Annotated in this window: 22 protein-coding genes and 1 other RNA gene; 10 read left to right on the top strand and 13 right to left on the bottom strand. The window is 72.9% G+C overall.

Annotation, left to right across the window (positions count from 1 at the left end; translation table 11 throughout):
• Window positions 1-56 precede the first annotated feature (56 nt).
• The 3 genes from ACH4UK_RS02460 to ACH4UK_RS02450 all read left to right on the top strand — a co-directional run bounded on the left by ACH4UK_RS02460 (window position 57) and on the right by ACH4UK_RS02450 (window position 1,809).
• Window positions 57-626: a Uma2 family endonuclease gene (locus ACH4UK_RS02460; RefSeq protein WP_398354920.1), complete on the top strand. Its 570-nt coding sequence runs from the start codon at window positions 57-59 to the stop codon at window positions 624-626.
• A 53-nt stretch (window positions 627-679) separates the two neighbouring features.
• An RNA gene (gene rnpB, locus ACH4UK_RS02455) (RNase P RNA component class A) lies at window positions 680-1,087 on the top strand.
• A gap of 215 nt (window positions 1,088-1,302) precedes the next feature.
• On the top strand, window positions 1,303-1,809 hold the full coding sequence (locus ACH4UK_RS02450; RefSeq protein ID WP_398354224.1) for a GNAT family N-acetyltransferase: 507 nt from the start codon (window positions 1,303-1,305) through the stop codon (window positions 1,807-1,809).
• A 30-nt stretch (window positions 1,810-1,839) separates the two neighbouring features.
• Here the strand turns inward: ACH4UK_RS02450 and ACH4UK_RS02445 are convergent, their stop codons facing one another.
• The 3 genes from ACH4UK_RS02445 to ACH4UK_RS02435 all read right to left on the bottom strand — a co-directional run bounded on the left by ACH4UK_RS02445 (window position 1,840) and on the right by ACH4UK_RS02435 (window position 4,939).
• Window positions 1,840-2,742, bottom strand: coding sequence for a glycosyltransferase family 2 protein (locus ACH4UK_RS02445; protein WP_398354223.1), 903 nt, complete (start codon window positions 2,740-2,742; stop codon window positions 1,840-1,842).
• Between the two features lie 76 nt (window positions 2,743-2,818).
• Entirely contained in the window at window positions 2,819-3,373 is a 555-nt protein-coding gene (locus tag ACH4UK_RS02440; protein WP_398354222.1) for a GNAT family N-acetyltransferase, read from the bottom strand.
• A 114-nt stretch (window positions 3,374-3,487) separates the two neighbouring features.
• Window positions 3,488-4,939 (bottom strand): MFS transporter, encoded by a 1,452-nt coding sequence (locus ACH4UK_RS02435; RefSeq protein WP_398354221.1) that lies wholly within the window; start codon window positions 4,937-4,939, stop codon window positions 3,488-3,490.
• 107 nt (window positions 4,940-5,046) lie between these two features.
• Here ACH4UK_RS02435 and ACH4UK_RS02430 point away from each other — a divergent pair, with 107 nt between their 5' ends.
• Together ACH4UK_RS02430 and ACH4UK_RS02425 are read left to right on the top strand one after the other, a co-directional pair.
• Window positions 5,047-5,709, top strand: coding sequence for a TetR/AcrR family transcriptional regulator (locus ACH4UK_RS02430; protein ID WP_398354220.1), 663 nt, complete (start codon window positions 5,047-5,049; stop codon window positions 5,707-5,709).
• A 67-nt stretch (window positions 5,710-5,776) separates the two neighbouring features.
• The gene (locus ACH4UK_RS02425; RefSeq protein ID WP_398354219.1) at window positions 5,777-6,799 is read left to right on the top strand and encodes a hypothetical protein; all 1,023 of its coding nucleotides are present in this window, start codon (window positions 5,777-5,779) and stop codon (window positions 6,797-6,799) included.
• Between the two features lie 53 nt (window positions 6,800-6,852).
• On the opposite strand, the gene ACH4UK_RS02420 is transcribed toward ACH4UK_RS02425, so the two are convergent.
• The 3 genes from ACH4UK_RS02420 to ACH4UK_RS02410 form a co-directional block, all read right to left on the bottom strand.
• Complete coding sequence (locus ACH4UK_RS02420) at window positions 6,853-7,707, bottom strand: PhzF family phenazine biosynthesis protein (protein ID WP_398354218.1); 855 nt, start codon at window positions 7,705-7,707, stop codon at window positions 6,853-6,855.
• A gap of 176 nt (window positions 7,708-7,883) precedes the next feature.
• Window positions 7,884-8,363 carry a lamin tail domain-containing protein gene (locus tag ACH4UK_RS02415; RefSeq protein WP_398354217.1) on the bottom strand — a complete coding sequence of 160 codons (480 nt, stop codon included), beginning with the start codon at window positions 8,361-8,363 and terminating at the stop codon, window positions 7,884-7,886.
• Between the two features lie 145 nt (window positions 8,364-8,508).
• Window positions 8,509-9,273 (bottom strand): SDR family oxidoreductase, encoded by a 765-nt coding sequence (locus tag ACH4UK_RS02410; RefSeq protein ID WP_398354216.1) that lies wholly within the window; start codon window positions 9,271-9,273, stop codon window positions 8,509-8,511.
• A 143-nt stretch (window positions 9,274-9,416) separates the two neighbouring features.
• Between ACH4UK_RS02410 and ACH4UK_RS02405 the strand changes: the two genes are divergently transcribed.
• A complete protein-coding gene (locus tag ACH4UK_RS02405) occupies window positions 9,417-11,084 on the top strand; it encodes an alkaline phosphatase D family protein (RefSeq protein ID WP_398354215.1) in 1,668 nt (555 codons plus the stop codon).
• A gap of 7 nt (window positions 11,085-11,091) precedes the next feature.
• On the opposite strand, the gene ACH4UK_RS02400 is transcribed toward ACH4UK_RS02405, so the two are convergent.
• Entirely contained in the window at window positions 11,092-12,087 is a 996-nt protein-coding gene (locus ACH4UK_RS02400; RefSeq protein WP_398354214.1) for a Gfo/Idh/MocA family protein, read from the bottom strand.
• 89 nt (window positions 12,088-12,176) lie between these two features.
• Between ACH4UK_RS02400 and ACH4UK_RS02395 the strand changes: the two genes are divergently transcribed.
• On the top strand, window positions 12,177-13,571 hold the full coding sequence (locus ACH4UK_RS02395) for a multidrug effflux MFS transporter (protein ID WP_398354213.1): 1,395 nt from the start codon (window positions 12,177-12,179) through the stop codon (window positions 13,569-13,571).
• A 25-nt stretch (window positions 13,572-13,596) separates the two neighbouring features.
• Here ACH4UK_RS02395 and ACH4UK_RS02390 read toward each other — a convergent pair whose 3' ends face one another.
• Window positions 13,597-14,922, bottom strand: coding sequence for a hypothetical protein (locus ACH4UK_RS02390; RefSeq protein ID WP_398354212.1), 1,326 nt, complete (start codon window positions 14,920-14,922; stop codon window positions 13,597-13,599).
• A 162-nt stretch (window positions 14,923-15,084) separates the two neighbouring features.
• Between ACH4UK_RS02390 and ACH4UK_RS02385 the strand changes: the two genes are divergently transcribed.
• A complete protein-coding gene (locus ACH4UK_RS02385; RefSeq protein ID WP_398354211.1) occupies window positions 15,085-16,080 on the top strand; it encodes a small ribosomal subunit Rsm22 family protein in 996 nt (331 codons plus the stop codon).
• Here the strand turns inward: ACH4UK_RS02385 and ddaH are convergent.
• Window positions 16,077-16,994 (bottom strand): dimethylargininase, encoded by a 918-nt coding sequence (ddaH, locus tag ACH4UK_RS02380; RefSeq protein ID WP_398354919.1) that lies wholly within the window; start codon window positions 16,992-16,994, stop codon window positions 16,077-16,079. The two genes, ACH4UK_RS02385 and ddaH, sit on opposite strands and share 4 nt — an antisense overlap.
• A gap of 115 nt (window positions 16,995-17,109) precedes the next feature.
• On the opposite strand from ddaH, the gene ACH4UK_RS02375 reads away from it, so the two are divergent.
• Window positions 17,110-17,739 carry a TetR/AcrR family transcriptional regulator gene (locus tag ACH4UK_RS02375; RefSeq protein ID WP_398354210.1) on the top strand — a complete coding sequence of 210 codons (630 nt, stop codon included), beginning with the start codon at window positions 17,110-17,112 and terminating at the stop codon, window positions 17,737-17,739.
• A 175-nt stretch (window positions 17,740-17,914) separates the two neighbouring features.
• The gene (locus ACH4UK_RS02370; protein WP_398354209.1) at window positions 17,915-18,661 is read left to right on the top strand and encodes a bifunctional DNA primase/polymerase; all 747 of its coding nucleotides are present in this window, start codon (window positions 17,915-17,917) and stop codon (window positions 18,659-18,661) included.
• Between the two features lie 57 nt (window positions 18,662-18,718).
• Here the strand turns inward: ACH4UK_RS02370 and ACH4UK_RS02365 are convergent, their stop codons facing one another.
• The 4 genes from ACH4UK_RS02365 to ACH4UK_RS02350 form a co-directional block, all read right to left on the bottom strand.
• Complete coding sequence (locus ACH4UK_RS02365; protein ID WP_398354208.1) at window positions 18,719-19,735, bottom strand: hypothetical protein; 1,017 nt, start codon at window positions 19,733-19,735, stop codon at window positions 18,719-18,721.
• Between the two features lie 125 nt (window positions 19,736-19,860).
• Window positions 19,861-20,700 carry a heme ABC transporter ATP-binding protein gene (locus tag ACH4UK_RS02360; protein WP_398354207.1) on the bottom strand — a complete coding sequence of 280 codons (840 nt, stop codon included), beginning with the start codon at window positions 20,698-20,700 and terminating at the stop codon, window positions 19,861-19,863.
• Complete coding sequence (locus ACH4UK_RS02355) at window positions 20,697-21,803, bottom strand: FecCD family ABC transporter permease (RefSeq protein ID WP_398354206.1); 1,107 nt, start codon at window positions 21,801-21,803, stop codon at window positions 20,697-20,699. Before ACH4UK_RS02355 ends, ACH4UK_RS02360 begins: the two co-directional genes overlap by 4 nt.
• Window positions 21,800-22,885, bottom strand: a complete 1,086-nt coding sequence (locus ACH4UK_RS02350) for a hemin ABC transporter substrate-binding protein (RefSeq protein WP_398354205.1) — start codon at window positions 22,883-22,885, stop codon at window positions 21,800-21,802. Before ACH4UK_RS02350 ends, ACH4UK_RS02355 begins: the two co-directional genes overlap by 4 nt.
• Window positions 22,886-22,909 lie beyond the last annotated feature (24 nt).

The raw sequence follows: 22,909 nt of genomic DNA, 5'->3' as shown, positions 1-22,909 counted from the left end.
TCCCCCCGATGCCCGAGTCTGGCGAGCGACCGAGGAAGGAGCGTGACATGACTGCCATGGCGCACGAGCCGCTCACGCAGGCAGAAGTCCTTCTGGAGGGCTTCCTGGCTCTGGACACGCCGGAAGGCTTCCGGGCGGAACTGATCGAGGGGGAGATCGTCGTGACGCCGCCGCCGGACGGGGACCACGAGGACTACATCAACGTGGTTCTGAAGCAGGTGCTGAGGAAGTCCCGCACCGATATGGACTACTCCGGGAACAAGGGCCTGAAGCTGAGAAGCGGGGGTGCCTGCCCGAAGAACCACGCTGTTCCCGACGGCACGTTCGCCCCGGCGGGACTCCGCCTCTTCCGCGGCGCCGACTCCTGGATGGCCCCCGAAGGCGTCGCCCTGGTGGTGGAGGTGACCTCCTCCAAGCCGCAGGCCGACCGGGAGGCCAAGCGCCGCTGCTATGCCCGTGGCGGCATCCCGCTCTACCTGCTCATCGACCGGGACGAGAGCTCGGTGACGCTGTTCAGCGACCCGGAGAACGACGACTACCGTCAGCTCCTCACGATCCCGTACGGGAAACCGCTCCCGCTCCCCGAGCCCTTCGCCTTCGACCTGGAGACGTCGGACTTCGGCTGAGGGACGCCGGCGGGGCAGCCCGTGCGGCCCGGTAGGATGACGATCACGGCAGACGAGCCGTGCGGACGGCCGCGTGAGGATCCTCGGATCCTCCCGAGGAACGTCCGGGCTCCACAGGGCAGGGTGGTGGCTAACGGCCACCCGGGGTGACCCGCGGGACAGTGCCACAGAAAACAGACCGCCCGGGACTTCGGTCGCGGGTAAGGGTGAAACGGTGGTGTAAGAGACCACCAGCGCCTGAGGTGACTCAGGCGGCTAGGTAAACCCCACCCGGAGCAAGGTCAAGAGGGGGCGTCCCGGAAACGGGACGGCCCTGCGTGAACGTCCGAGGGCTGCTCGCCCGAGTTCACGGGTAGACCGCACGAGGCCGGCAGCAATGCCGGCCCTAGATGGATGGCCGTCTCCCCGGCCGCCGCGAGGCGACCGGGAGACAGAACCCGGCGTACAGCACGACTCGTCTGCCGGTGCGCCGTCAGGGCCTTCGGCCAGGTGTCTCACCTGGCCGGAGGCCCTTGCCCGTTGGTGGGTGCGGCCGCACCCCGGCTCCGGCGGCCTGTTCGCGGCCCTCCCACCGGTATTCCACCTGCGCGCCGAGCCCTTCGCGTGGTCTGCTGCCCGCGGCCCTGGTTCCCCGCCCGGCACGGGCGGGGACGTACCGGCCCTGAGACGGGGAGTGATGCGCGTGGTGGAGAACGTGGGCGCCGGCGGACGTGGAGCGCCGGACGCGGTACGGATACGCCCGGCCACGGCCGGGGACGCGGCAGCCGTGACGCGGGTGTTCCTGGACTCCCGCGCCGCCGCCATGCCGTATCTGCCCCGGGTCCACAGCGACGAGGACACCCTCGCGTGGATCACCCATGTCGTGCTGCCCACCAGCACCGCGGTGTGGGTGGCCGAGGAGACGGAGGAGGGCGGGGGACTGCTCGGGTTCGCCGCGCTCGCCGGGGGCGACGAGCTCGATCACCTCTATCTGCGGCCCGACGCGCTGCGGCGCGGGATCGGGAGCCGGCTGCTGGCGGAGGTGCGCGGCGCGGCGGAGGAGGGCCTGGACCTGTACGTGTTCCAGCGCAACGCCGCCGCCCGCGCCTTCTACGAGCGGCACGGGTTCACGGCCGTCGCGTTCGACGACGGCACCCGCAACGAGGAGAATGAGCCGGACGTCCGCTACCGCTGGAAGCCGTGAGCCCGCCGAGCGGCAGGGTCGAGCGGCAGGTCAGATGACCGGCGGCCGGCCCAGCCGCGTCATCTGCCACACCGTGGACCAGCGCATCGGGCGCCGCTCACCGCACGGGGTGCGGACGCCCTCCGCGAAGCCGCCCGCCCAGGCGCGCAGGCCCTTCGCGTCGCGCGTGCGGGCCAGGGTCAGCAGGGTCCAGGTGCCGAGGTAGGCCGGGACCAGCGGGAGGGGCAGATTGCGGCGGGCCAGCCAGACGCGGTTGCGGGCCGTCATCCGGTAGTAGACCGCGTGCCGGGCCGGCGACGTCTTCGGGTGCTGGAGCAGCAGCTCGGGCTCGTACAGCACCTTCCAGCCCGCGTCGAGCGCCCGCCAGGCGAGGTCGGTCTCCTCGTGGGTGAAGAAGAACTCCGCGGGCCACAGACCGGTCTGCTCCAGCATCTTCATGGAGAACGCGTGGCCGCCGCCGAGGAAGGCGGTGACCTCGCCGCCGCGCATCGGGTCACCCGCCCGCAGCCGGGGCACGTGCCGCCGCTGCGTCTCGCCGTGCTCGTCGGCGATCCGGAAGCCGACGATGCCGAGCCGGTCGTCGGCCGCGAAGTGGTCCCTCACCCGGCGGAAGACGTCCTTGTCGACCAGCAGTCCGTCGTCGTCCAGCTCGATGACCACGTCCACGTCGCCGATCTCGGCGAGCCTGCGCAGGCCGGCGTTCCGGCCACCCGGGCAGCCGAGGTTCTCCGGCAGCTCGATGGCGGTGACCCCGCCGTCGAGGTCCGCCAGGCCGGGGAACGCGGTGAAGTCCGGGAGCTCGGTGCCGTTGCCGATGATCACGAGCCGGGTGGGCCGGACGTCCTGCATGGCGACCGACGCCAGCAGCGCCTCGACCGCCTGCGGGCGGTCCCCCATGGTCACGATGGATACGCCGATGCGTGGTGCGGACAAGATCGGTACTCCTGGGGCTCGGCTGCCGGACGGCCGCCGGTCGGCCGCGGTGCCCGCGATCGTAACGCCTCGCTGTTCAGGTCGCGGTCGCCGCCCGGTCATCTGCGGGCCCGTCGGTGTTCAGCAGCGCGTACACGGCCATGTCCCGCCGCCGGTCGCCCACCAGCTGCCAGCCGCGCAGCAGCCCCTCCCGCCGGAAGCCGACATCCTCCGCGATCCGGGCCGACGCGGTGTTCCACGGCTCGACGAAGAGCTGGAGGCGGTGGACGCCGAGGTCCCGCAGGGCCCAGCCCGTCACCGTGCGCAGCGCGGCGCGGGCGACGCCCTGGCCCCGGGCGGAGGCGGTCAGCCAGTAGCCGAGCGAGGCGCGGCCCTCGGGCAGGTCGCGCAGCCAGAGCCCGATCGCGCCGACCGGCCGCCGGTCCCGGGAGCGGACGATGGCGAACGGGTAGCCCGCGCCGGAGGCCGCACGCTCCCACTGCCTGCGGACGAACGCCTCGGCCGCCGTGTCCGAGTAGCGGGACGGGATCGTGGTGATGAGCGGGATGTACGGGTCGAGCGAGGCCTCGCGGACCAGCGAGAGGTCGCTCATCTCCCAGGGGCGCAGCACGAAGTCGGGTCCCGCGGTCATGCTCGGAACGGTCAGCGGTTCAGGGCCGGGCCCGGACTCGGGCTGGGGGGCAGCCATGTCCGTAATCCTCCCGCCGTCGATCCTCTTCCGCCCCCCGGGACGGTCCCGCCCGGCTCACTCCTCCGCTGCCGGCCCCTCCCGCCCTGCCAGGAAGTACCCGGCGAGCAGGGCCCCGGCCAGGACCAGGGCGGAGTTGACGAGGATGGCGGTGGAGACGCCGGACAGGACCGCTTCCGGCCCCGTCGCGGCTCCCGTCCGGGCGGTGACGACCGCGCTCATCACCGGGATGCCGAGGGCGATGCCGACCTGCTGGGTCATCGTCGCCAGGCCGGTGGCCCGCCCCTGCTCCTCGTCCGGCAGCCCCGAGGTGGCCGTGACCATGAAGCCGACGATCATCAGCATGTTGCCCACGCCGCCGACGAAGGTGGCCGCCAGCAGCAGCCAGATCCAGTCCCCGGACGTGCCCAGCGCCACGAGGGAGAGGGTGGCGGCGGCCTGGACGGTCCCGCCCAGCACGATGGCGCGCCGGCTGCCGAACCGGCTCACCGCCCGTCCGCCGAGCACACCGCCGACGACCGTGCCGATGCCCAGCACACCGAACGCGAGGCCGGTGGCCAGCGCGGAGTGGCCGAGGACCTCCTGGAGGTACAGGGTGAGCAGGAAGACCAGCGAGGTCTCGGTGACGAAGGCGATCAGCCCCGCGGCATTGCCCCAGACGACGCTGCGCCGCTTCAGGATGTGTATCGGGACGAGCGGTGCGGCGGCCCGCTGCTCGACGCGGACGAAGGCGGCGAGGAGTACGGCCCCGGCGAACAGGACGGCCAGCGTGGTGGGCTCGGTCCAGCCGGTCTCGCCGGCCCGGGTGAGCCCCAGGACGAGCAGAAGCAGCCCGCCGGTGACGGTGACCGCGCCGGGCACGTCCAGCGCGGGGCGCCGCTCCGGCCGGGAGTCGGTGATCACGGACGGGGCCAGGGCCACGACCAGGGCCGCCACCGGTACGTTGACGAAGAACGCCCAGCGCCAGGAGAGCAGGTCCGTCAGAAGGCCCCCGAGGATCGCTCCGGCGGTGAAGCCGGCCGACATCAGGGCCCCGTTGAGGCCCAGCGCCCGATCGCGCAACGGCCCTTCCTTGAACGCGGTGGTCAGCAGAGCGAGTCCGGCGGGGGTCACGGCCGCGGTGGCCAGGCCCTGGAGCACCCTCGCGGTGAGGAGGACCTCGGGCGAGGTGGCGAGGCCGCCGAGCGCGGAGGAGAGGCCGAGGGCGACCATGCCGCCGATGAACAGGTTCTTGCGGCCGAGGAGGTCGGCGACGCGTCCGAAGAGCAGCGTGAATCCGGCGGCGGCGAGTGCGAAGGAGGTGGCGATCCACTGGAGGTGGGAGAGCGAGAAGCCGAGCCCCTGTCCGACGACGGGGAGGGCCACGTTCAGGATCGAGAAGTCCACCGCGATCATGAACTGGGAGCCGAGCAGCAGGGCCAGCACGAGCTTCTGGCGGCTCGTCATACGAGGCCCGGCGGCCGGCGGGCCGGAAGGGGCGGGGGCGGCCGCGGTGCGGGGTGTGGGCATGGCAGGGACGCCTTTCTGAGCACGGATACGTTAATGGGTCCGTGGTTCCGTTAAGGTGAGCGTCACCGTAGCAGGGGAGAGGTTGTTAATGGAACTGGAGACCCGTTATGACGTCTGAGGGTGCCGACATCGACGGCGACATCCACGGCGACGCCATCGCCGACGCCGAGGGAGTGGAGCCGGGCACCGTGCGTCCCGGTGGCCGCACCGCCCGGGTGCGGGAGGCCGTGCTGCGCGCGGCCGGCGACGCGCTGGCCGAGCACGGCTTCGACGGCCTCGACCTGGCCGACGTCGCCCGGCGGGCCGAGGTCGGCAAGACGACCGTCTACCGGCGCTGGTCCGCCCCCGCCGGCCTGGTGGCCGACCTGCTCGCGGACATGGCGGAGCAGTCGCTCCCGCGCGCGGACACCGGATCGCTGGCCGGGGACCTCGAAGCCAACGCCCGCCTCGTGGTCCGTACGCTGACCGATCCCCGGCAGGGCGCGCTCTTCGCGGCCGTCATCGCCGCCGCCACCTGCGACCCGCGGACCGCCGAGGCCCTGCACCGCTTCTACGCGGTGCGGATCGGGGAGTGGTCCGGCTGCGTCGAAGAGGCGGTCGGCCGCGGCGAACTGCCCGAAGGCACGGACCCGGCCGAGGTGATCGCGGCGGTGTCGGCGCCCCTGTACTACCGGCTGCTGGCCAGCGGCGCCCCGCTCGACGAGGAGGCGGCCGACCGGGCCGCCGCCGCGGCGGTCGCCGCCGCGCGGGCGGGTGTGTTCGTCCGGTGAGGGCGTCGGAATCCGGAGAGGCGGACCGGCTTCACGGCCCTCGAACGCGCGTCGATAAAATGTCGGAATGATATTCGGTAAATCCGGGTTCGGGGGGGCCGTCGCCGACTTCGAGACCGCGGTGGTGGCACAGGACGCCAAGCGGTCCGGCAAGGCGTTCGTCCGGTTGCAGGAGGCCTTCGGGCAGGCCGGGGAGCCGGACCTGCTGGACGGCGGGCCGCGGCTCGCCGCCGTGCTGGAGCAGGTTCCGCCCGGTCCCCGCGCCGTCGTCGCCGTCCTCGTCGGGGCCTGTGTCGAGCGCGGCGCGGACGCCGAGCGCTGCGCACCGGGCGTGCTGGCCGGGCTGCGCCGGGCCCTGGAGCAGGCCGTGGTGTTCTGCGACGCGTGGGCCGCGACCGGCGGTGGGGCGTATCCCGTCCCGGACGGCGGCGAGCCGGGCCCGGAGCTCGTGGAGCGGGCCGGCTTCGACGCGGCGGTCGGCTGGTGGACGCTGCCCCAGTGGGAGATGGCCGCCGTGGCGATGCTGAACCACCCCGGGGTACGGCGGGCGGCCGGCTCCCGGGGCGACGCGCTGCGCCTGCTCGGCGCGGTGGAACGGGCCTCCGGCCTGGAGCTGAAGTCCCTCGCCCACGCCCTTCTCGTGCTGGACGACGAACCGCTCGTCGCCCTCCACCGGACGAGCGGGACCGGCTACTTCCTGCGGCTCTTCGGCATCGGGGACAACTTCCAGCTGCACACCCTGCTCGCCGACGCGCTCATAGGCGGCGGTCATGTGGCGGGCCGTGCGCCGTCGTCGCAGGAGGCGGCCGTCTGCCGCGAGACCCCCGGGCAGGTGGACACCGTGGGCTCCTTCGACCTGGTGGCCCCGGACGGCGGACCGATCTGGAACGAGGGATCCCCCGCCGACATCCCCGTCGTCGACGGCGTCCGGCTGCTGGTCCTGGACGAGCCGTCCTACCGGCGGTCCTGGCCCGCGGGCCGTTTCCTCCCCGGTATGCGCGGTGACGTCCTGCTGGAGCGCACCCTCGACCCGGAGGAGACGGAGCGCTGGTACGCCCACATCTCCCCGGCCAAGGACGCCACCGGCTGAACCGGGCGCTGCTCAGCGGATCCGGGCGATCCCCGGCGCCCCCCCGGCGATGCTCAGCGGATCCGGGCGCCCGTTCCGCTGACCCGGATCCGGGCGTCGCCCGCGCGCAGTTCGACGGTGAGTGTGCCGGGGCGGCCCATGTCCGCCCCCTGGTGCAGCGTCAGCACGGCAGCCTCCGGTACGAGCCCCAGCTCCCGTGCGTACGCGCCGAAGGCCGCTGCGGCCGCGCCCGTCGCCGGGTCCTCGACGACCCCGCCCACCGGGAACGGGTCGCGGACGTGGAAGAGCTCCGGCCCCTCGCGCCACACCAGTTGCAGGGTGGTGAGGTCGAGCCGGTGCATCAGCACTTCGAGGCGCGCGAAGTCGTAGGCGAGGTCCGCGAGCCGCTCACGTGTTCCGGCGGCCAGCACCAGGTGCCGGGCCCCCGCGTAGGCGATCCGGGGCGGCAGGGCGGGGTCGAGATCGGCCGCCGCCCAGTCCAGTGCCGCCAGCGCCTCCGTCAGGTCCGCCGCGCCGATCTCCTCGATGTGCGGGGCCACACTGGTCAGGGTGGCGCGGAGCTCGCCGTCCTCCCGGACGACGGTGACCGGCACCTGCCCCGCGGCCGTGGCGAACTCCAGCTCGCCCGGTCCGTCCCGTTCGGCCAGGGCGAGCGCGGTGGCGACCGTGGCGTGGCCGCAGAAGGGCACCTCGGCCTTCGGGCTGAAGTAGCGGATCGTGTACGCGCCTTCGCCGGTCCGCTCCGTCAGGAACGCCGACTCGCTGTAGCCCAGCTCCGCGGCGACGGCGAGCATCTCCTGCGCGTCCAGCCCGGCGGCGTCCAGGACGACGCCCGCGAGGTTCCCTCCCGCGGGGTCGGCGGAGAAGGCGGTGTAGCGCAGGACCTCGGGCCGGTGATCAGGTGTCATGCAGCAGTCCAACCGTGCCGCCGCCCGCACCATTCCCAGCACGCGGCACGCGGCACGCGGCACGCGGCACGCGGCACGCGGCACGCGGCACGCAGCACCCGGCACCCGCACGTGCGACGCGCGAGCGGGCCGGTCGCGGCCCCCCGTACCGCGACCGGCCCCTCACGCGCGACCGGTCAGTGGCAGTTCTTGACGCCCTTGTTCGCCTTGGTCGACTTCTTCCAGGAGCAGGAGTCCTGGAGCTTCCCGTTCGGCTTGATCAGCCGGGCCTTGTCGCCGGTGTTGTTCCAGACGTACGAGCCCCGGTTCCAGTGCACGGTGCCCGAGACGTTCTTGCCCTTGCCGGTCCGGAGCTTGACCGTCTTGCCCGCGCCGATGGTGTAGCTGCCGAAGGTGTAGGTGTAGCCGGTGTTGTCCTTCACCTTGAAGCCCTTGAGCTGGACCTTCTTCTTGCCGTTGTTGTGGATGTTCACCCACTCGGCGTTCAGCGACTTCTTCGACCGGTCGTCCTTGCCGGGTCCGTCGTACTGGACGGTCCCGAAGTGCAGCCCGCCCTGGTGGGCGGCCGCCGAGGCCGGTGCCGCCGTGGCGAGGAGCGAGGCGGCCAGTGCGGTGGCGGCGGCCAGGGCGACCGGCGCAGCGGTGCGTATGCGCATGCGGTGTTCCTTCTGTGTCGTTCTGGTGAAGGCGTAACGAGATGTGATCATACGGACAGCACGCGCTTGCCCGACCGCCGGTGGGGAAATCCAGCAAACTCGGTCATTCAGCGACTAGTTCGAGCGAATGTGATCACATGCGGGCTCAGCCTCGCCCCACGTACGGCATGTTCGTCGCCATGACCGTCGCGAACTGGATGTTCGCCTCCAGCGGCAGTTCCGCCATGTGCAGCACCGTCCGTGCCACGTCGGCCGCCGCCATCACCGGCTCCACCGCCAGTTCGCCGTTGGCCTGGAGGATCCCGGTCTGCATCCGCTCGGTCATCTCGGTCGCCGCGTTGCCGATGTCGATCTGACCGCAGGCGATCCGGTACGGCCGCCCGTCCAGCGACAGCGACTTCGTCAGCCCGGTGATGGCGTGCTTCGTCGCGGTGTACGCGATCGAGTGCGGGCGCGGCGCGTGGGCGGAGATCGAGCCGTTGTTGATGATCCGGCCGCCCTGCGGGTCCTGCTCCTTCATCAGCCGGTACGCCGCCTGCGCGCACAGGAACGCGCCCGTCAGGTTCACGTCCACCACCGCCCGCCAGTCCTCGGCGGCGAGGTCCTCGACCGGCACCCCGCCGGGACCGAAGGTGCCCGCGTTGTTGAACAGCAGGTCCAGCCGCCCGAACCGCTCCCGTACCGCCGAGAACAGCGCGCCGACCTCGTCGGCGTCGGTGACGTCCGTGGTGACGCAGAGTGCCTCGGTGTCCCCGGCGGCGGCGGCCGTCTCCGCCAGCGGCTCGGCCCGCCGGCCCGCCAGCGCGAGCGACCACCCCGCATGCGCCAGGGCGAGTGCGACGGCCCGCCCGATTCCTGATCCCGCACCGGTGACGACGGCGATTTTCTGACCGGTCTGCTCTGTGTTCATGGCCCGGCAGCGTACGGGAGAGGTCGGTGCACCGGGCACGCGGTGCTCATCGACCCGCCATGCGGATGTTGTGCACGCGACAACGGTGCGTCGTCGCGGGCGGCTGCCATGAGGCCGAAAGCATCCGGGCAGAGGAGGGGCATATGACAGCCGCACAGACCATCATGACGCCCGATCAGGGCACCCGAGCAACCGAACTCCGCACCGCGGCCCGGCTACTGGAGCGCGGTGTGGGCCGCCGCCGCTTCCTCACCGTCACCGGAGCCGCCGCCGCGCTCGCCTTCGCGGTGAACCTGCCCGCCGCCGGCACGGCGAGCGCCGCCGAACTCGACGCCCGCCGGATCGCCGAGGACCCCTTCACCCTCGGCGTCGCCTCCGGAGACCCGCACCCCACGTCCGTCCTGATCTGGACCCGGCTGGCCCCCCGCCCCTACGAGCCGGGCGGCGGCCTGCCGCGCGGCCGGGTCGAGGTGCGCTGGGAGGTGGCCCGCGACGAGCGCTTCCGGCGCGTCGAGCGGCGCGGATCGGTCACCGCCCACCCCGAGTTCGCCCACAGCGTCCGCGCCGAGGTCCAGGGCCTCGGCTCCGGCCGCCTCTACTACTACCGCTTCCGCACCGGCAACTGGACCAGCCCGGTCGGCCGTACCCGCACCGCCCCCGCCCCCGGAGCCCGCAACAGCTCCCTCACCCTGGCCGCCGTCTCCTGCCAGGCGTACCACGACGGGTACTTCACCGCCCTCCGCCACCTCGCAGCCGAGGACGTCGACGTGGTCTTCCACCTCGGCGACTACCTCTACGAGTACGCCGTCACCGCCACCGGCGGCGCGCGCGGCTACACCGACCGGACGCTCCCGGCGCACTACAACCGCGAGACGGCGAACCTGGAGGACTACCGGCTGCGCTACGCCCTCTACAAGTCCGACCCGGACCTGCGCGCCGCCCATGCCGCCCACCCCTTCGTCGTCACCTGGGACGACCACGAGACCGAGAACAACTACGCCGGCGGGACCCCGGAGAACGACCTGCCGCCCGAGGAGTTCCTGCTGCGCCGGGCCGCCGCGTACCGCGCGTACTGGGAGAACCAGCCGCTGCGCACCCCGCAGCGCCCCACCGGCCCCGACATGACGCTCTACCGCCGCCTCCGCTTCGGACGGCTCGCCCAGTTCGACATCCTCGACACCCGCCAGTACCGCAGCGACCAGGCGTACGGCGACGGCTGGCGCACCCCGGGACCCGCGTCGCAGGACCCGGCGCGCACCATGACCGGGGCCGCCCAGGAACGCTGGCTGATCGACGGCTGGCGCGCGTCGGACGCCACCTGGAACGTCGTCCCGCAGCAGGTGACCTTCGCCCGGCGGCGCGATGTGCCCACCGACGCCTACAAGCTGTCGATGGACTCCTGGGACGGCTACCCGGCCTCCCGACAGCGGGTCCTGGCCGGAGCGGAGGCCGCCGGGGTGGACAACCTGATGGTCCTCACCGGCGACGTCCACGTCTCCTACGCCTTCGACCTCAAGCAGGACTTCGACGACCCCGCCTCGCGCACCGTCGGCACGGAGATCGTCACCACCTCCGTCTCCAGCGGCAAGAACGGCGCGGACCGCCCCGCCAACTGGGACAACCAGACCCGCGCCAACCCGCACCTGAAGCACTACAACGGGCGGCGCGGCTACACGCTCGTCACCCTCGGCACGGGGGAGGCCCGCGCCGACTTCCGTACGGTGGCGGCCGTCACGACCCCCGGCGCGGCGCTCACCACGGCCGCCTCCTTCGTCACCGAGGCGGGGAACCCGGGGCTCACGCCGGCATGACCCCGGTTCAGCGGTCCGCCGGGTAGCGGACGCCGACGCGGTCCCGCACCGCGTCGAGCGTCCGCATCACCGCGAGCGAACCCTCCAGCGGTACGAGCGGGGACTCGGTCTCGCCCGCCCGCACCGCGCGCATCACCTCGGCAGCCTCGTACTGCATGCCCGAGAGCCCTCGCGGTCCCGGTCCCTCGGTGATCGTCTCCGGCTCCTCGCCCGCCCGCCGCAGGACGAAGCCGGAGGGGTGGAAGAAGTCGCGCGGGATGTCGATCCGCCCGGCCGTGCCGATCACGGTGGCCGCCGTCGGGTGGTGGCCGACGATCGAGCAGGAGAGCAGCGCGTTCGCGCCGGAGTCCCAGCCGAGCAGCATCCCGGTGTTCAGGTCGACCCCCTCGGGCGACAGCAGCGCGTCGGCCCGCACCCGGTCCGGCTCGCCCAGCAGCAGGTGCGCGAACGACACCGGGTAGACCCCGAGGTCCAGCAGCGCCCCGCCGCCCAGCTCCGGATCGCGCAGCCGGTGCCCGGGAGCGAAGTCGCCCGCGAAGCCGAAGTCCGCCTGTACGGTGCGGATCTCGCCGATCGCCCCGTCCCGGACCAGCTCGATCAGCCGCCGGACCACCGGGTTGAGGTAGGTCCACATCGCCTCCATCAGGAAGAGACCGCGCTCCCGGGCCAGCGCCACCAGCTCCTGCGCCTCCCGGCTGTTGAGCGTGAACGCCTTCTCGCACAGCACGTGCTTTCCGGCCTCCAGCGCGAGCCCGGCCGCCGCCCGGTGCGCCGAGTGCGGCGTGGCCACGTACACCACGTCCACCTCGTCGTCGGCGACCAGCTCCGCCCAGCTGCCGTAGGCCCGCCCGATCCCGTGCCGCTCGGCGAAGTCCTGCGCCGAGGCCTTCGTGCGCGAGGCGACCGCCACCACCTCGGCGTCGGGGAGCCGCTGCACGTCCGCCGTGAAGGTCGCGGCTATGCCGCCCGTCGCCAGCACACCCCAGCGCACCGTCCCGCCCATGCCCGCCACCCCAGTCCGCCCGAAAAAGGTATCGACCACTCCGGCCGAGCTGAGAGCATAGATGCGGATTCAACGATGTGGAGACGAGAATGCCGGACAGCGGCGGCAGCCGGGCCCAGCGAGCACACATACCCACCTCCGGGACCGGTCCCGGAGCCGATGCCGACCCGACCGTCCCGCACGGGGACGCGGGCGCCCTCTCCGTCGACCCGGCCGCTCCGCAGGTCACCGCCCCCGCCGGGCTCCCCGGCCGGGCGGCGAAGGCGACCCGGCGCACCGGACTGCTGGCCACCATGGTCCTCGGCGGACTCACCGCACTGCCGCCGCTGTCCATGGACATGTACCTCCCGGCGCTCCCCGCGGTCACCGACTCCCTGAGCGCGCCCGCCGCCACCGTCCAGCTCACCCTGACCGCGTGCCTGGCCGGAATGGCGCTCGGCCAGCTCGTCGTCGGACCCATGAGCGACCGCTGGGGCCGCCGCAGGCCGCTGCTCCTCGGCATGATCGTCTACGTCCTCGCCACCGCGATCTGCGCTCTGGCCCCCACCGCCGAGTTCCTCATCGGCTTCCGCCTCCTCCAGGGGCTCGCCGGCGCGGCCGGCATCGTCATCGCGCGGGCCGTGGTGCGCGACCTCTACGACGGCGTGGAGATGGCCCGGTTCTTCTCCACCCTGATGCTGATCTCCGGCGTCGCCCCGATCATCGCGCCGCTGATCGGCGGCCAGGTCCTGCGGATCACCGACTGGCGCGGCATCTTCGTCGTGCTGACCGCCGTCGGCATCGCGCTCACCCTCGTCGTGGCCAAGTGGCTGCACGAGACGCTGCCGCCCGCCGACCGCCACACCGGCGGGGTCACCGACGCCCTGCGCACCATGCGCGGGCTGCTCGCCGACCGGGTCTTCAGCGGCTACATGGTCGCGGGCGGACTCGCCTTCGCCGTGCTGTTCGCGTACATCGCCGCATCCCCGTTCGTCGTGCAGGAGATCTACGGGGCCTCGCCGCAGACCTTCAGCCTGCTCTTCGGCCTCAACTCGATCGGCCTGATCACCGTCGGGCAGATCAACGGCCGACTCCTCGTGGGCCGGATCAGCCTCGACAAGGTGCTCGCCTTCGGCCTCGCGGTGATCGTGCTGGCCGCCGTCGCGCTGCTGCTCATGACGACCGGCGTCTTCGGCGAGGTCGGGCTCGTACCGGTCGCGGCCGGGCTGTTCGTGCTGATGTCGGCGATGGGGCTCGCGATGCCGAACACCAACGCCCAGGCCCTGATGCGGACCAAGCACGCGGCCGGCTCCGCTTCCGCGCTGCTCGGCACGTCCTCGTTCCTCATCGGGGCCGTCGCCTCGCCGCTGGTCGGCATCGCGGGGGAGAACACGGCCGTCCCGATGGCCCTCGTGCAGGTGGTCTGCGCGGTGGCGGCGATGGTCTGCTTCCTGCTCCTGTGCCGCCCCTGGCAGCGCGCGGGACGCGAGTCCGGCGGCCTCTGAGCCGGCCCCGCGTCCCGCCGGGGATTCAGCCCGTGCGCGGGTAGCCGATCAGATGCGTGCGGTCCTTCCGGTCGGTCCACTGGAACACCCCGACCCCGGTCGTCTCCGTCCCCGGCAGCCGGGCGTTCCGCGACAGCCGCTCCGTGCTCCAGGTGGCGAAGTCCATCGAGACCGGGAGTCCGCCGCCGGACAGCGCCTCCGAGGCGTCGCGCGCGTTCTCGGCCCCGTACGCGATGCCGTCGTCCGTCACCGTGGCCAGCGTCAGATGAGCGGCGCCGCCCTCGTCCTCGAAGCAGCGGCCCTGCTTCGCCTCCAGGTCGAAGGCCAGGTTCCCGGCGATCAGGTAGTCGCCCGAGGGGGAGAGGACCGCCTGCGGATAGCGCCCCGGCTTTATGGCGGGCCGGTGGCACTCCACCGAGGCGAGCACCTCGCCGGTCGCCGCGTCGTGCACCGCCCACAGCTCGTGGGTCGCCGCCCGCTTGGTCTTCTTCGCGGGCGCCCACTTCGCCAGCACCTGGTCCGGGGTCGTCGAGGTCACCACACCGCTGGTCCGGTCGGTGCCCTTGGGCGCGACGTTCCGGCTGAACCAGCCGCCGCGCACCCAGAACTCCCGTGCCCCGCCCAGCAGCAGGCCCTTGGCGGTCTGACCGTGCACCTCGGTGAGCTGCTTGCAGGACGTGCAGCCCTTGGGGTGCTTCAGCTCGTCCACGCTCAGCTCGGAGACCTCACCGGTCAACGGGTCGACCAGGGTGCTGTTCGCCTTCCCGTCGCTGATCACGATGTCCGGCCCGGTCGTATGGACGTCCGGGGCCCCGGACCACGGCACCTCGACGCGCTGCCGCTTCCCGTTGGTCACGTCGTACAGATCGAGCGCGAGGAAGGTGCTCGACGGCGACAGCCCGTCGCCGACCTTCCCGTAGGACCAGGTCACGAAGAACTGCCGGTCGCCCTTGGCCAGCGTGGCCAGCTTGGGGTAGTGCAGCGGGTCCGGCGGCCGCCAGGCCGGACCCCGCCAGCCCAGCCTGCCGGTCGCGGTGTCGACGGTGCGCAGCCGGTAGCGGTTTCCGTCGGACCGCTCCAGATAGGCCAGCAGCCCGGTGGCGTGGGAGACGGCGACGTCGGGGGAGGAGCCGATGATCTCCCAGCCCCGGTCCGTCGTGTACTGCGAGGGCACGGTCAGCCGGGTCACCGGCCCGGCGCTCGGCAGCACCGGTTTCGCCGTCCGGCCGGTGTCGGCGCCGTCCTTCGCGCCGTCCTCGCCGGGACTGCCGCCGCAGGTGGCCAGCAGCAGGAGCAGGGCGAGAAAAACCACCCCGCCGACCAGAGTCAGCCGCACGATCTTCTGCCTCATGGCTCCCTCGCCGGACCCCTCGTGATCTCGTGCCGTCCACGCGCGGGTCAGCGTAGCAACAGGGCTCCGGCGGCGTGGAGTTCGCGGGATTCCTGTTGCCTACCGTGACCTGGGGCCGGGGAGGACGCCGGGCCCCGGGCCGCCTCCGCCTACAATTCGGCGGTGAACGTCACCCTCCCCACCGCACAGTCCCTGCGCGCTGCGCTGGCCGGACTCCTCGACGGACTGCCGCCCCGACAGGCCACGCAGGCCGTCGACCGGCTGATCGCCAGCTACCGGGGGGAGACCCCGACGAACGCCCCGATCCTGCGGGACCGCTCCGACGTCGTCGCGTACGCCGCCTACCGGATGCCCGCCACCTTCGAAGCCGTACGGTCCGCCCTCGACGCCCTGGCCGAGGCCGCGCCCGACTGGGCGCCGGCCACCCACACCGACGTCGGCGGCGGCACGGGAGCGGCGAGCTGGGCGGTGGCCGGGGCCTGGGAGGGCCCCGAGACGACCGTCCTGGACTGGGCCGAGCCGGCCCTCGCGCTCGGCCGTGAACTGGCCGAGGCGTCCGGGGTGCCGTCCCTGCGCGGCGCCCGCTGGGAGCGGGCCCGGATCGGTGCGGCGCTGGAGCTGGCCCCGGTGGACCTGGTCACGGTCAGCTATGTGCTCAAGGAGCTGACCGCCGGGGCCAGGACCGAGCTGGTCGACGCCGCCGCGGCGGCCGGGCAGGCCGTGGTGATCGTGGAGCCCGGCACCCCGGACGGATACGCCCGGATCATCGAGGCCCGCGACCGGCTCATCGCCGCCGGACTGAGCATCGCGGCCCCCTGCCCGCACAGCGACGCCTGCCCGATCGCCCCCGGGACCGACTGGTGCCACTTCTCGGCCCGGGTCAGCCGCTCCTCGCTGCACCGGCAGGTCAAGGGCGGCACGCTCAGCCACGAGGACGAGAAGTTCAGTTACGTCGTCGCCACCCGCTTCCCTGCCGCCCCGGCGCCCGCCCGGGTCACCCGCAGGCCGCAGATCAGGAAGGGCCAGGTGCTGCTGGAGCTCTGCACCCGCGACGAGGGCCTGGCCCGCTCCACGGTGACCAAGCGCCACGGCGATCTGTACCGGGCGGCCAGGGATGTCGCCTGGGGCGATCCCTGGCCGCCGGAGAGCGGGCCCTAGGCCCGCAGCTCCTGGGTGCAGCACTTCACGCTGCCGCCGCCCTTGAGCAGCTCGCCCACGTCCATCGGGATCGGCTCGAAGCCCCGGTCCCGCAGCGGGTCCAGGAGCCCCGTCGCCCCCTGCGGCAGCAGCACATGGCGCCCGTCGCCGACCGCGTTCAGCCCGAAGGCCGCCGCGTCCGCCTCCCGGGCGAGCAACGCGTCCGGGAACAGCCGGCGCAGCACGGCCCGGCTGCCGGGGGAGAAGGCGTCCGGGTAGTACATGATCTCGTCGGCCGCCGCGTCCAGCACGCACAGCGCGGTGTCCAGGTGGTAGTAGCGCGGATCCACCAGATCGAGCCCGATGACCGGCAGCCCGAAGAACTCCTGGGCCTCCGCGTGCGAGAGCGGGCTGGAGCGGAAGCCGCGCCCGGCCAGCAGGTACGAGGCGGTGACGGCGAAGTCCCCCTCGCCCTCGTTGACGTGCTCCGGCTCGTGGACGTCGGTGAACCCGTTCTCCCGGAACCAGTCCCGGTGGGCGCGCGCCTCCTCGAACCGCTCCCGGTAGGCGAACAGCGCGCCGAGTACCCGGCCGCCGATCACCGTGGCGCCGTTGGCGGCGAAGACCATGTCCGGCAGGTCCGGACGGGGGGTGAGCAGCTCGACGGTGTGGCCGAGGCCGAGATAGCGGTCGCGCAGGTCCTCCCACTGGGTCTGGGCCAGTGGCAGGTCGACGGGTTTGGACGGGTCCATCCACGGGTTGATGGAATAGGTGACCCGGAAGTGCGCCGGGGCGCACATCAGGTAGCGACGAGGGGTGGCGTCACGGTTCACATCTGGCTCCTCGCGAACGGCGGCGGTGGCCGCGGAACGGTGGGATGCGCACGGTCTGTGCGTGAGCCCATGGTGCGCTGTGCGCGCCGGATCCGCAGTGATCCGATCGGGTGGTTCACCGGACCGCCCGATCACGGCCACGGCCCGGACACCCCGTCGACCGGGACCGCCACTGCAAGACGAAACGTATCGGCTCGTCCGGCGCTACATTGGCCGTATGGCACCCACCAAGGCACCCGACTCCAGCCGCCGCAGCGACCGCTCCCGCCGCGCGATCCACGATGCCGCCCTCGCCCTCGTCGGAGAGGTGGGCTACCGGCGCACGACGATCGAGGGTATCGCCGCCCGCGCCGGGGTCGGCAAGCAGACCATCTACCGCTGGTGGCCCTCCAAGGCCGCCGTGCTGATGGAGGCCTTCCTGGACCTGGCGGGCCGGGCCGCCGAGGAGGCCGGTCCGCAGTCCGGCGACGCCGCACAGGGCATCCCCGACACCGGTGACCTGGTCGCCGACCTCAAGCAGGTCCTGCGGGCCACCGTCGACGAACTGAACGACCCGGCGCTGGAGGTCCCCACCCGGGCCCTGACCGCCGAGGGCATCGTCGACGCGAAGCTCGGCGCCGAGTTCGTCGAAAAGCTGCTCGTTCCGCAGCTCGCGCTGTACGTCGAGCGCCTGCGGTCCGCCCAGGAGGCCGGGCACATGCGCGCCGACGCCGATCCCCGGATCGCCCTGGAACTGCTCATCGGCCCGCTGGCCCACCGCTGGCTGCTCCGGACCCTGCCGCTGACCCACGCGTACGCCGACGCGATCGTCGACTACACCGTCGGCGGGCTCGCCCCCCGGCCTTGATCCTCAAGGGCTCAGCGGCGTGCGGTCTATCCGGTATGTGGTGACATCGGGCGTGATGGTGCTCACTCGGTGCGGTGGTACACGGCCCCGCCGGCGAACTCTGGCCACCCGAACCGCAGGATGGTGCGACGATGGACAGGCAACACTGAGGTGAACTGCTGAGGTGAGGGGATAGATGGGCGCCGAGTCCGGCCGTTTCCGCGGCACAGAGAGCAGGATCTCCCAGTGGCTGCGGCGACGTCCCAAATCTCCGGGGGCCGAGGCGGAGGAGACGGCCAGAGTCGCGCTGCTCCTGGCGGTCGCCGACGCGGGCATGCCCATCGCCCCCGCCGCCCACCCCCTGGGATACCGATGTTCGTGCGAACGCATCGGCTGTCCCACCCCCGCCCGGCACCCCATCTCCTTCGCCTGGCAGACGCAGTCGACCACCGACCGCGCCCAGATCGAGCGCTGGGCCGACAGCCAGCCGCTGGCCAACTTCATCACCGCGACCGGCATGATCCACGATGTGCTGGACGTCCCGCTCACCGCCGGCCGCCAGGCCTTGGAGCGCCTTCTCGACGCGGGCATCGACGTCGGTCCGGTCGCCCAGTCCGGCGAGGACCGGATGCTCTTCTTCACCGCCACCCGCGGCACCCCGGAGGACGAGGACGAGTGGTGGCCCTGCGAGCTGGACTGCCACCCCGAGACCATGGACGCCCACCCGGGCCTGCGCTGGCACTGCCGGGGCAGCTATGTGCTCCTGCCGCCCGCCCGGCTCCCCGGTGAGCTCGACATCCACTGGGTGCGCGGTCCCGAGCACGAGCTGCCCGACCCGCTGACCCTGCTGGAGACGCTCACCGACGCCTGTGCGCGGTACGCGGGCAGTGCCGAGCAGAGCGAGCTGGACCACGACTCGATCGCCTGGCCGCTGAGCCGCTGAGCCGCCGCGCCCGGCGACCTCGTCGCCGGGCCGCCGACGGTTCGGCGGCCCGTGCCGCTACTCGCCCTTCGCCGCGACCAGGCCCGGCAGCCGGTTCAGCATCCGCACCCTGCCGCCGGAGCCGGACTCGGAGCCGGCCGCCGCGTCGCGCGGCGGAACGTGCACCAGCTGGCTGGAGATCCGCTCCTTGGTGAGACTGCTGTTCACCTCGCCGGTGAGCAGCGCCTTCACATCCGCGTTGACCTCCGGCTTGAGCCCCTTCGCCGCGGTCTGCCGCTCGAAGTGCTTGCTGCTGAAGAAGACCAGCGCCCCGCCGTCCTCGGTGCGCAGCCCGAGCGGTGCGAACGTCGTGCCCGTCAGCGGCTGGTCGGCGTACTGGTAGGAGAACCCCGCTCGCCGCGTGGTGCGGCGCGTCTCGCGCCACCCCGAGGTCGCCGTCGAGGGCGTGAACACATCCGGTGTGCCGCTCTGCAGATAGCCGGTGTACGAGGCGCTCAGATCCGCGGGCGGCAGGGCCAGCCCCTTGTCCTGCGGCTCGACCGGTGTGGCGAGCCCGTCCTCGTCCAGGTCGAACTCCGGTACCTGGGACGGCGGGACGACCGCGAGATAGGACGCCTTCCACAGCGCGTCGGGCCCCGACCGTACGAACACCACCAGCCAGCGGGTGTCCAGCCGCCCGCCGTCCTGGTCCCGGTTGGAGTCGGTGTTCGCGAGGAACCACCGCGGCCAGCCCGCCTTCTTGGGAACGACGTACGTCGCGTCGTCCAGCACCAGCGGCTTGTGCGCCTTGTTGCCGTCGGGACTGTACGTCCGCCGCGCCTTCAGCCCGGCCTGGTTGATCGCACCGAGCGAACCCGTCACCCGGTCCGCGTCCAGCGCCGGATCGAACGCCTTGTCCGCCGCGTTGTAGGCGTCGGTGAAGTCCTTGAGCGCCTGGGCGGCCTCGGCCTTCTTCGCCCCGGGCAGCACTTCCAGCTCCCCGTGCACCGTCACACAGCCGCTCGCCGTCACGCACAGCACGGTCGCCGTCGCGAGCCCCGCCGTCAGCCGGCCCAGCCCAGGGTGTCTCGTCATCCGTTGCTTCTGCGCCTTCTGATCCGTCGCCCGCACTGACCGTCGAAACCCTACCGGGGCGGCGAACGGCGTGCGGGCGGGGACCGGATAGAGCATCCACACCGTGACCTGGCGGCCGGTCCGCCTCAGCTCCGGCGCACCGGCACGATCAGCGGCCTGCCCGTCCGCGGATGGGGGAAGACCTCCACCGGCTGCCGGTAGACCTCGCCGAGCAGCTCACCGCTGAACACCTCGTCCGGCGGGCCCAGTTCGGCGATCCGCCCCTCGTGCAGGACGGCGGCCCGGTCCGCGTACGCCGCGGCGAGGCCGAGGTCGTGCAGCACGACCACCACCGCGTCCCCGGCGGCGGCCCGCTCCCGGCAGATCCGCAGCACCAGTTCCTGGTGGCGCAGGTCCAGGGCGGCGGTCGGCTCGTCGAGCAGCATCAGCGAGGCCCGCTGCGCCAGCACCCGGGCCAGCGCCACCCGGGCCTTCTCGCCGCCCGACAGCGCGGAGAACGGCCGGCCCGCGAACCGCGTCACCTCGGTGGCCGCCATCGCCGCCGCCACCGCCGCGTCGTCCTCGTCCTCCCGCTCCGTACCGGCCCAGGGCGCCCGCCCCATCCGGACGACGTCCTCCACCGGGAACGGGAAGGACAGCGCGGCGGACTGCGGCAGCACCGAGCGGCGCAGCGCCAGATCGGGCGCGGACCACGCGGGGGCCGGGCGGCCGTCGATCCGCACCTCGCCGCTCCCGGCGGGCAGATCGGCGGCCAGCGCCGCCAGCAGGGTCGACTTGCCCGCGCCGTTCGGCCCGACCAGGGCGACCACCTCACCCGCGTGCGCGGTCAGGTCGACGGAGTCCAGCACCTGCCGCTGCCCCAGCCGGACCGACAGCGCGCGGGCCTCGACGGCGGGGGAGCCGGGCGGCGGGGGCGAGGGCAGCTCCCGGGTGCGTACCGCGAACAGATCTCTCAGCGTCCTCATGCCCAACCACCTTGCTTACGACGGGTCCTGCGCAGCAGCCAGAAGAAGAACGGGCTGCCGAAGAGCGCGGTCAGCACCCCCAGCGGCAGTTCGGCGGGGGCCGCCACGGTCCGGGCCGCGAGATCGCCCGCTACCAGGACCAGGGCGCCGCCGAGGGCGCTGCCCGGGACCAGGAAGCGGTGGCCGGGGCCGTTCGCCATCCGCAGCAGATGGGGGACGAGCAGCCCGACGAAGGAGATGATCCCGGCGACGGCGACCGCGGCGGCCGTCAGCAGCGCGACCACCAGGACCAGGATGATCCGCAGCCGCTCCACGTCCACGCCCAGGTGCCGGGCGGGCCGTTCGCCGAGGGCCAGCAGGTCCAGCTTGCGGGCGTAGAACGGGGCGATGAGGAGCCCGGCCAGCGCGCACGGCAGCACCGCGAGCACCTTGGGCCAGGTGGCCTGGGAGAGCGAACCGAGCTGCCAGAAGGTGATCTGGGTGATCTGCGCGTTGTCCGCGAAGAAGATGAACAGGCCGATCAGCGCACCCGCGAACGCGTTGACGGCGATACCGGTGAGGATCAGCGTCACCACTTCGGTCCGGCCGCCGGACCGCGAGAGCGTATAGACGAGCAGCACGGTGATGAGACCCGCGATGAACGCGAAGACGGTGATGGTCCAGTTGCCGAGGAAGGTCAGGCCGAGCGCGATCGAGGCGACCGCTCCCACCGCCGCGCCCGCCGAGATGCCGATCACGCCGGGCTCGGCGAGCGGATTGCCGAACACGCCCTGCATCAGGGCGCCCGCACAGCCCAGCGACGCGCCGACGAGCAGCGCGAGGACGACCCGGGGGAACCGCACGTTCCACAGGACGCTCTCGCCGACCCGGTCCAGCTCCTGGCCGCCGAGCCCGATCCGGTGCTGCACGGAGGACAGGACGTCGCCGAGCGGGATGGCATACGCGCCGATCGCGGCGGACAGCAGACAGCCGGCGAGCAGGGCGAGGGAGAGCACGACGGTGAGCACGAACGCCCTGCTCCGGGGGGAGGTGGGCGCCGCCTCCGCTTCCTTGCCCGTGGACGCGTCGACGGGCTCGGTGCGTTCCTCGTAGGAGGTGGTCACTGGCCCGTGCCGCCCTTCGCGTACAGCTGCTCGACGATCTCGGCGAGCACCCGGTCGGTGCGCGGCCCGTAGTTGAGCAGCACCCCGTCGTCGACCGTGACGATCCGGCGGTCCATCCCGGCCGGGGTCTCCGCGATGCCGGGGATCTTCACCAGGCCGTCCATGCCGCCGACCGACTCGAACCCCTTGGTCATCAGGAGGATCGCGTCCGGCGCGGCCTTGGCGAGCGCCTCACTGGTGATGGCGGTGAAGTCCTTGTCCAGGCCCGACTCCTTTCCGGCGTCGACCGCGCCCGCCGCCTCCAGCAGCGAACTGGCCCCGGAATCCGCGCCGCCCAGCAGATAGACCGAGGCCGAACCGCGCAGGTAGAGGAAGGCGACCCGGGGCTTCCCGCCGTCCGCGTGGCCCGGGATGGACTTCTGGACGGCGGCGATCCGGGTCTCGGTGCGCTCCTTGAGCTCCGTGCCGGCGGACGGTACGCCGAGGGCCTCGGCGACGGTGTCGATACGGCGGCCGACATCGTCGAGTCCCTTGGCGGGTTCGACGACGAGCAGCGGGATGCCCGCGTCGCGGATCTGGTCGATCGCCTCGCTCGGTCCGGTGGTGGTGTCGGCGAGGACGATCGTCGGCTTCAGCGAGAGCACGCTCTCCGCCGAGACGTCGTGGGCTCGGGTCACCACCGGGAGCTTCTCCGCCTGTTCGAAGGTGGCGGTGATGTCGCGGGCGACGACCTGCTTGCCGAAGCCGAGCGTGAAGACGATCTCGCTGAGGGATCCGGTCAGCGGCACGATCCGGTCGGTGGAGCCGATCGTGACCTCCGTACCGTCCGCCGAGTCCACCGTCACCGGCAACTCCGGTGCGGGCGGGTCGGCCAGCGGCTCGACGCGGTCGGCCTCGGCGGCGCTCTCGGCGGACTTCGGCGCGGCGTCGTCGCCCGCGCCGCAGCCGGTCAGGACCAGGGCGAAGGCCACGGCGGCGGTGAGGGCGGCGGCCGTCCTGCTGCGGGCCCGGCGACGGCGGGCCGGCCGTCCGGCGTCCACGCCCTCGAGAGCCCCGGGGGCGAAGTCCTGCGAGATGCGCACTGGGCACCGTCCTGTCGATCTGGG

The organism is Streptomyces sp. NPDC020884 (assembly GCF_044333935.1).
Classification (GTDB): Bacteria; Actinomycetota; Actinomycetes; order Streptomycetales; family Streptomycetaceae; genus Streptomyces.
This window is presented reverse-complemented; position numbering and strand designations above follow the sequence as displayed.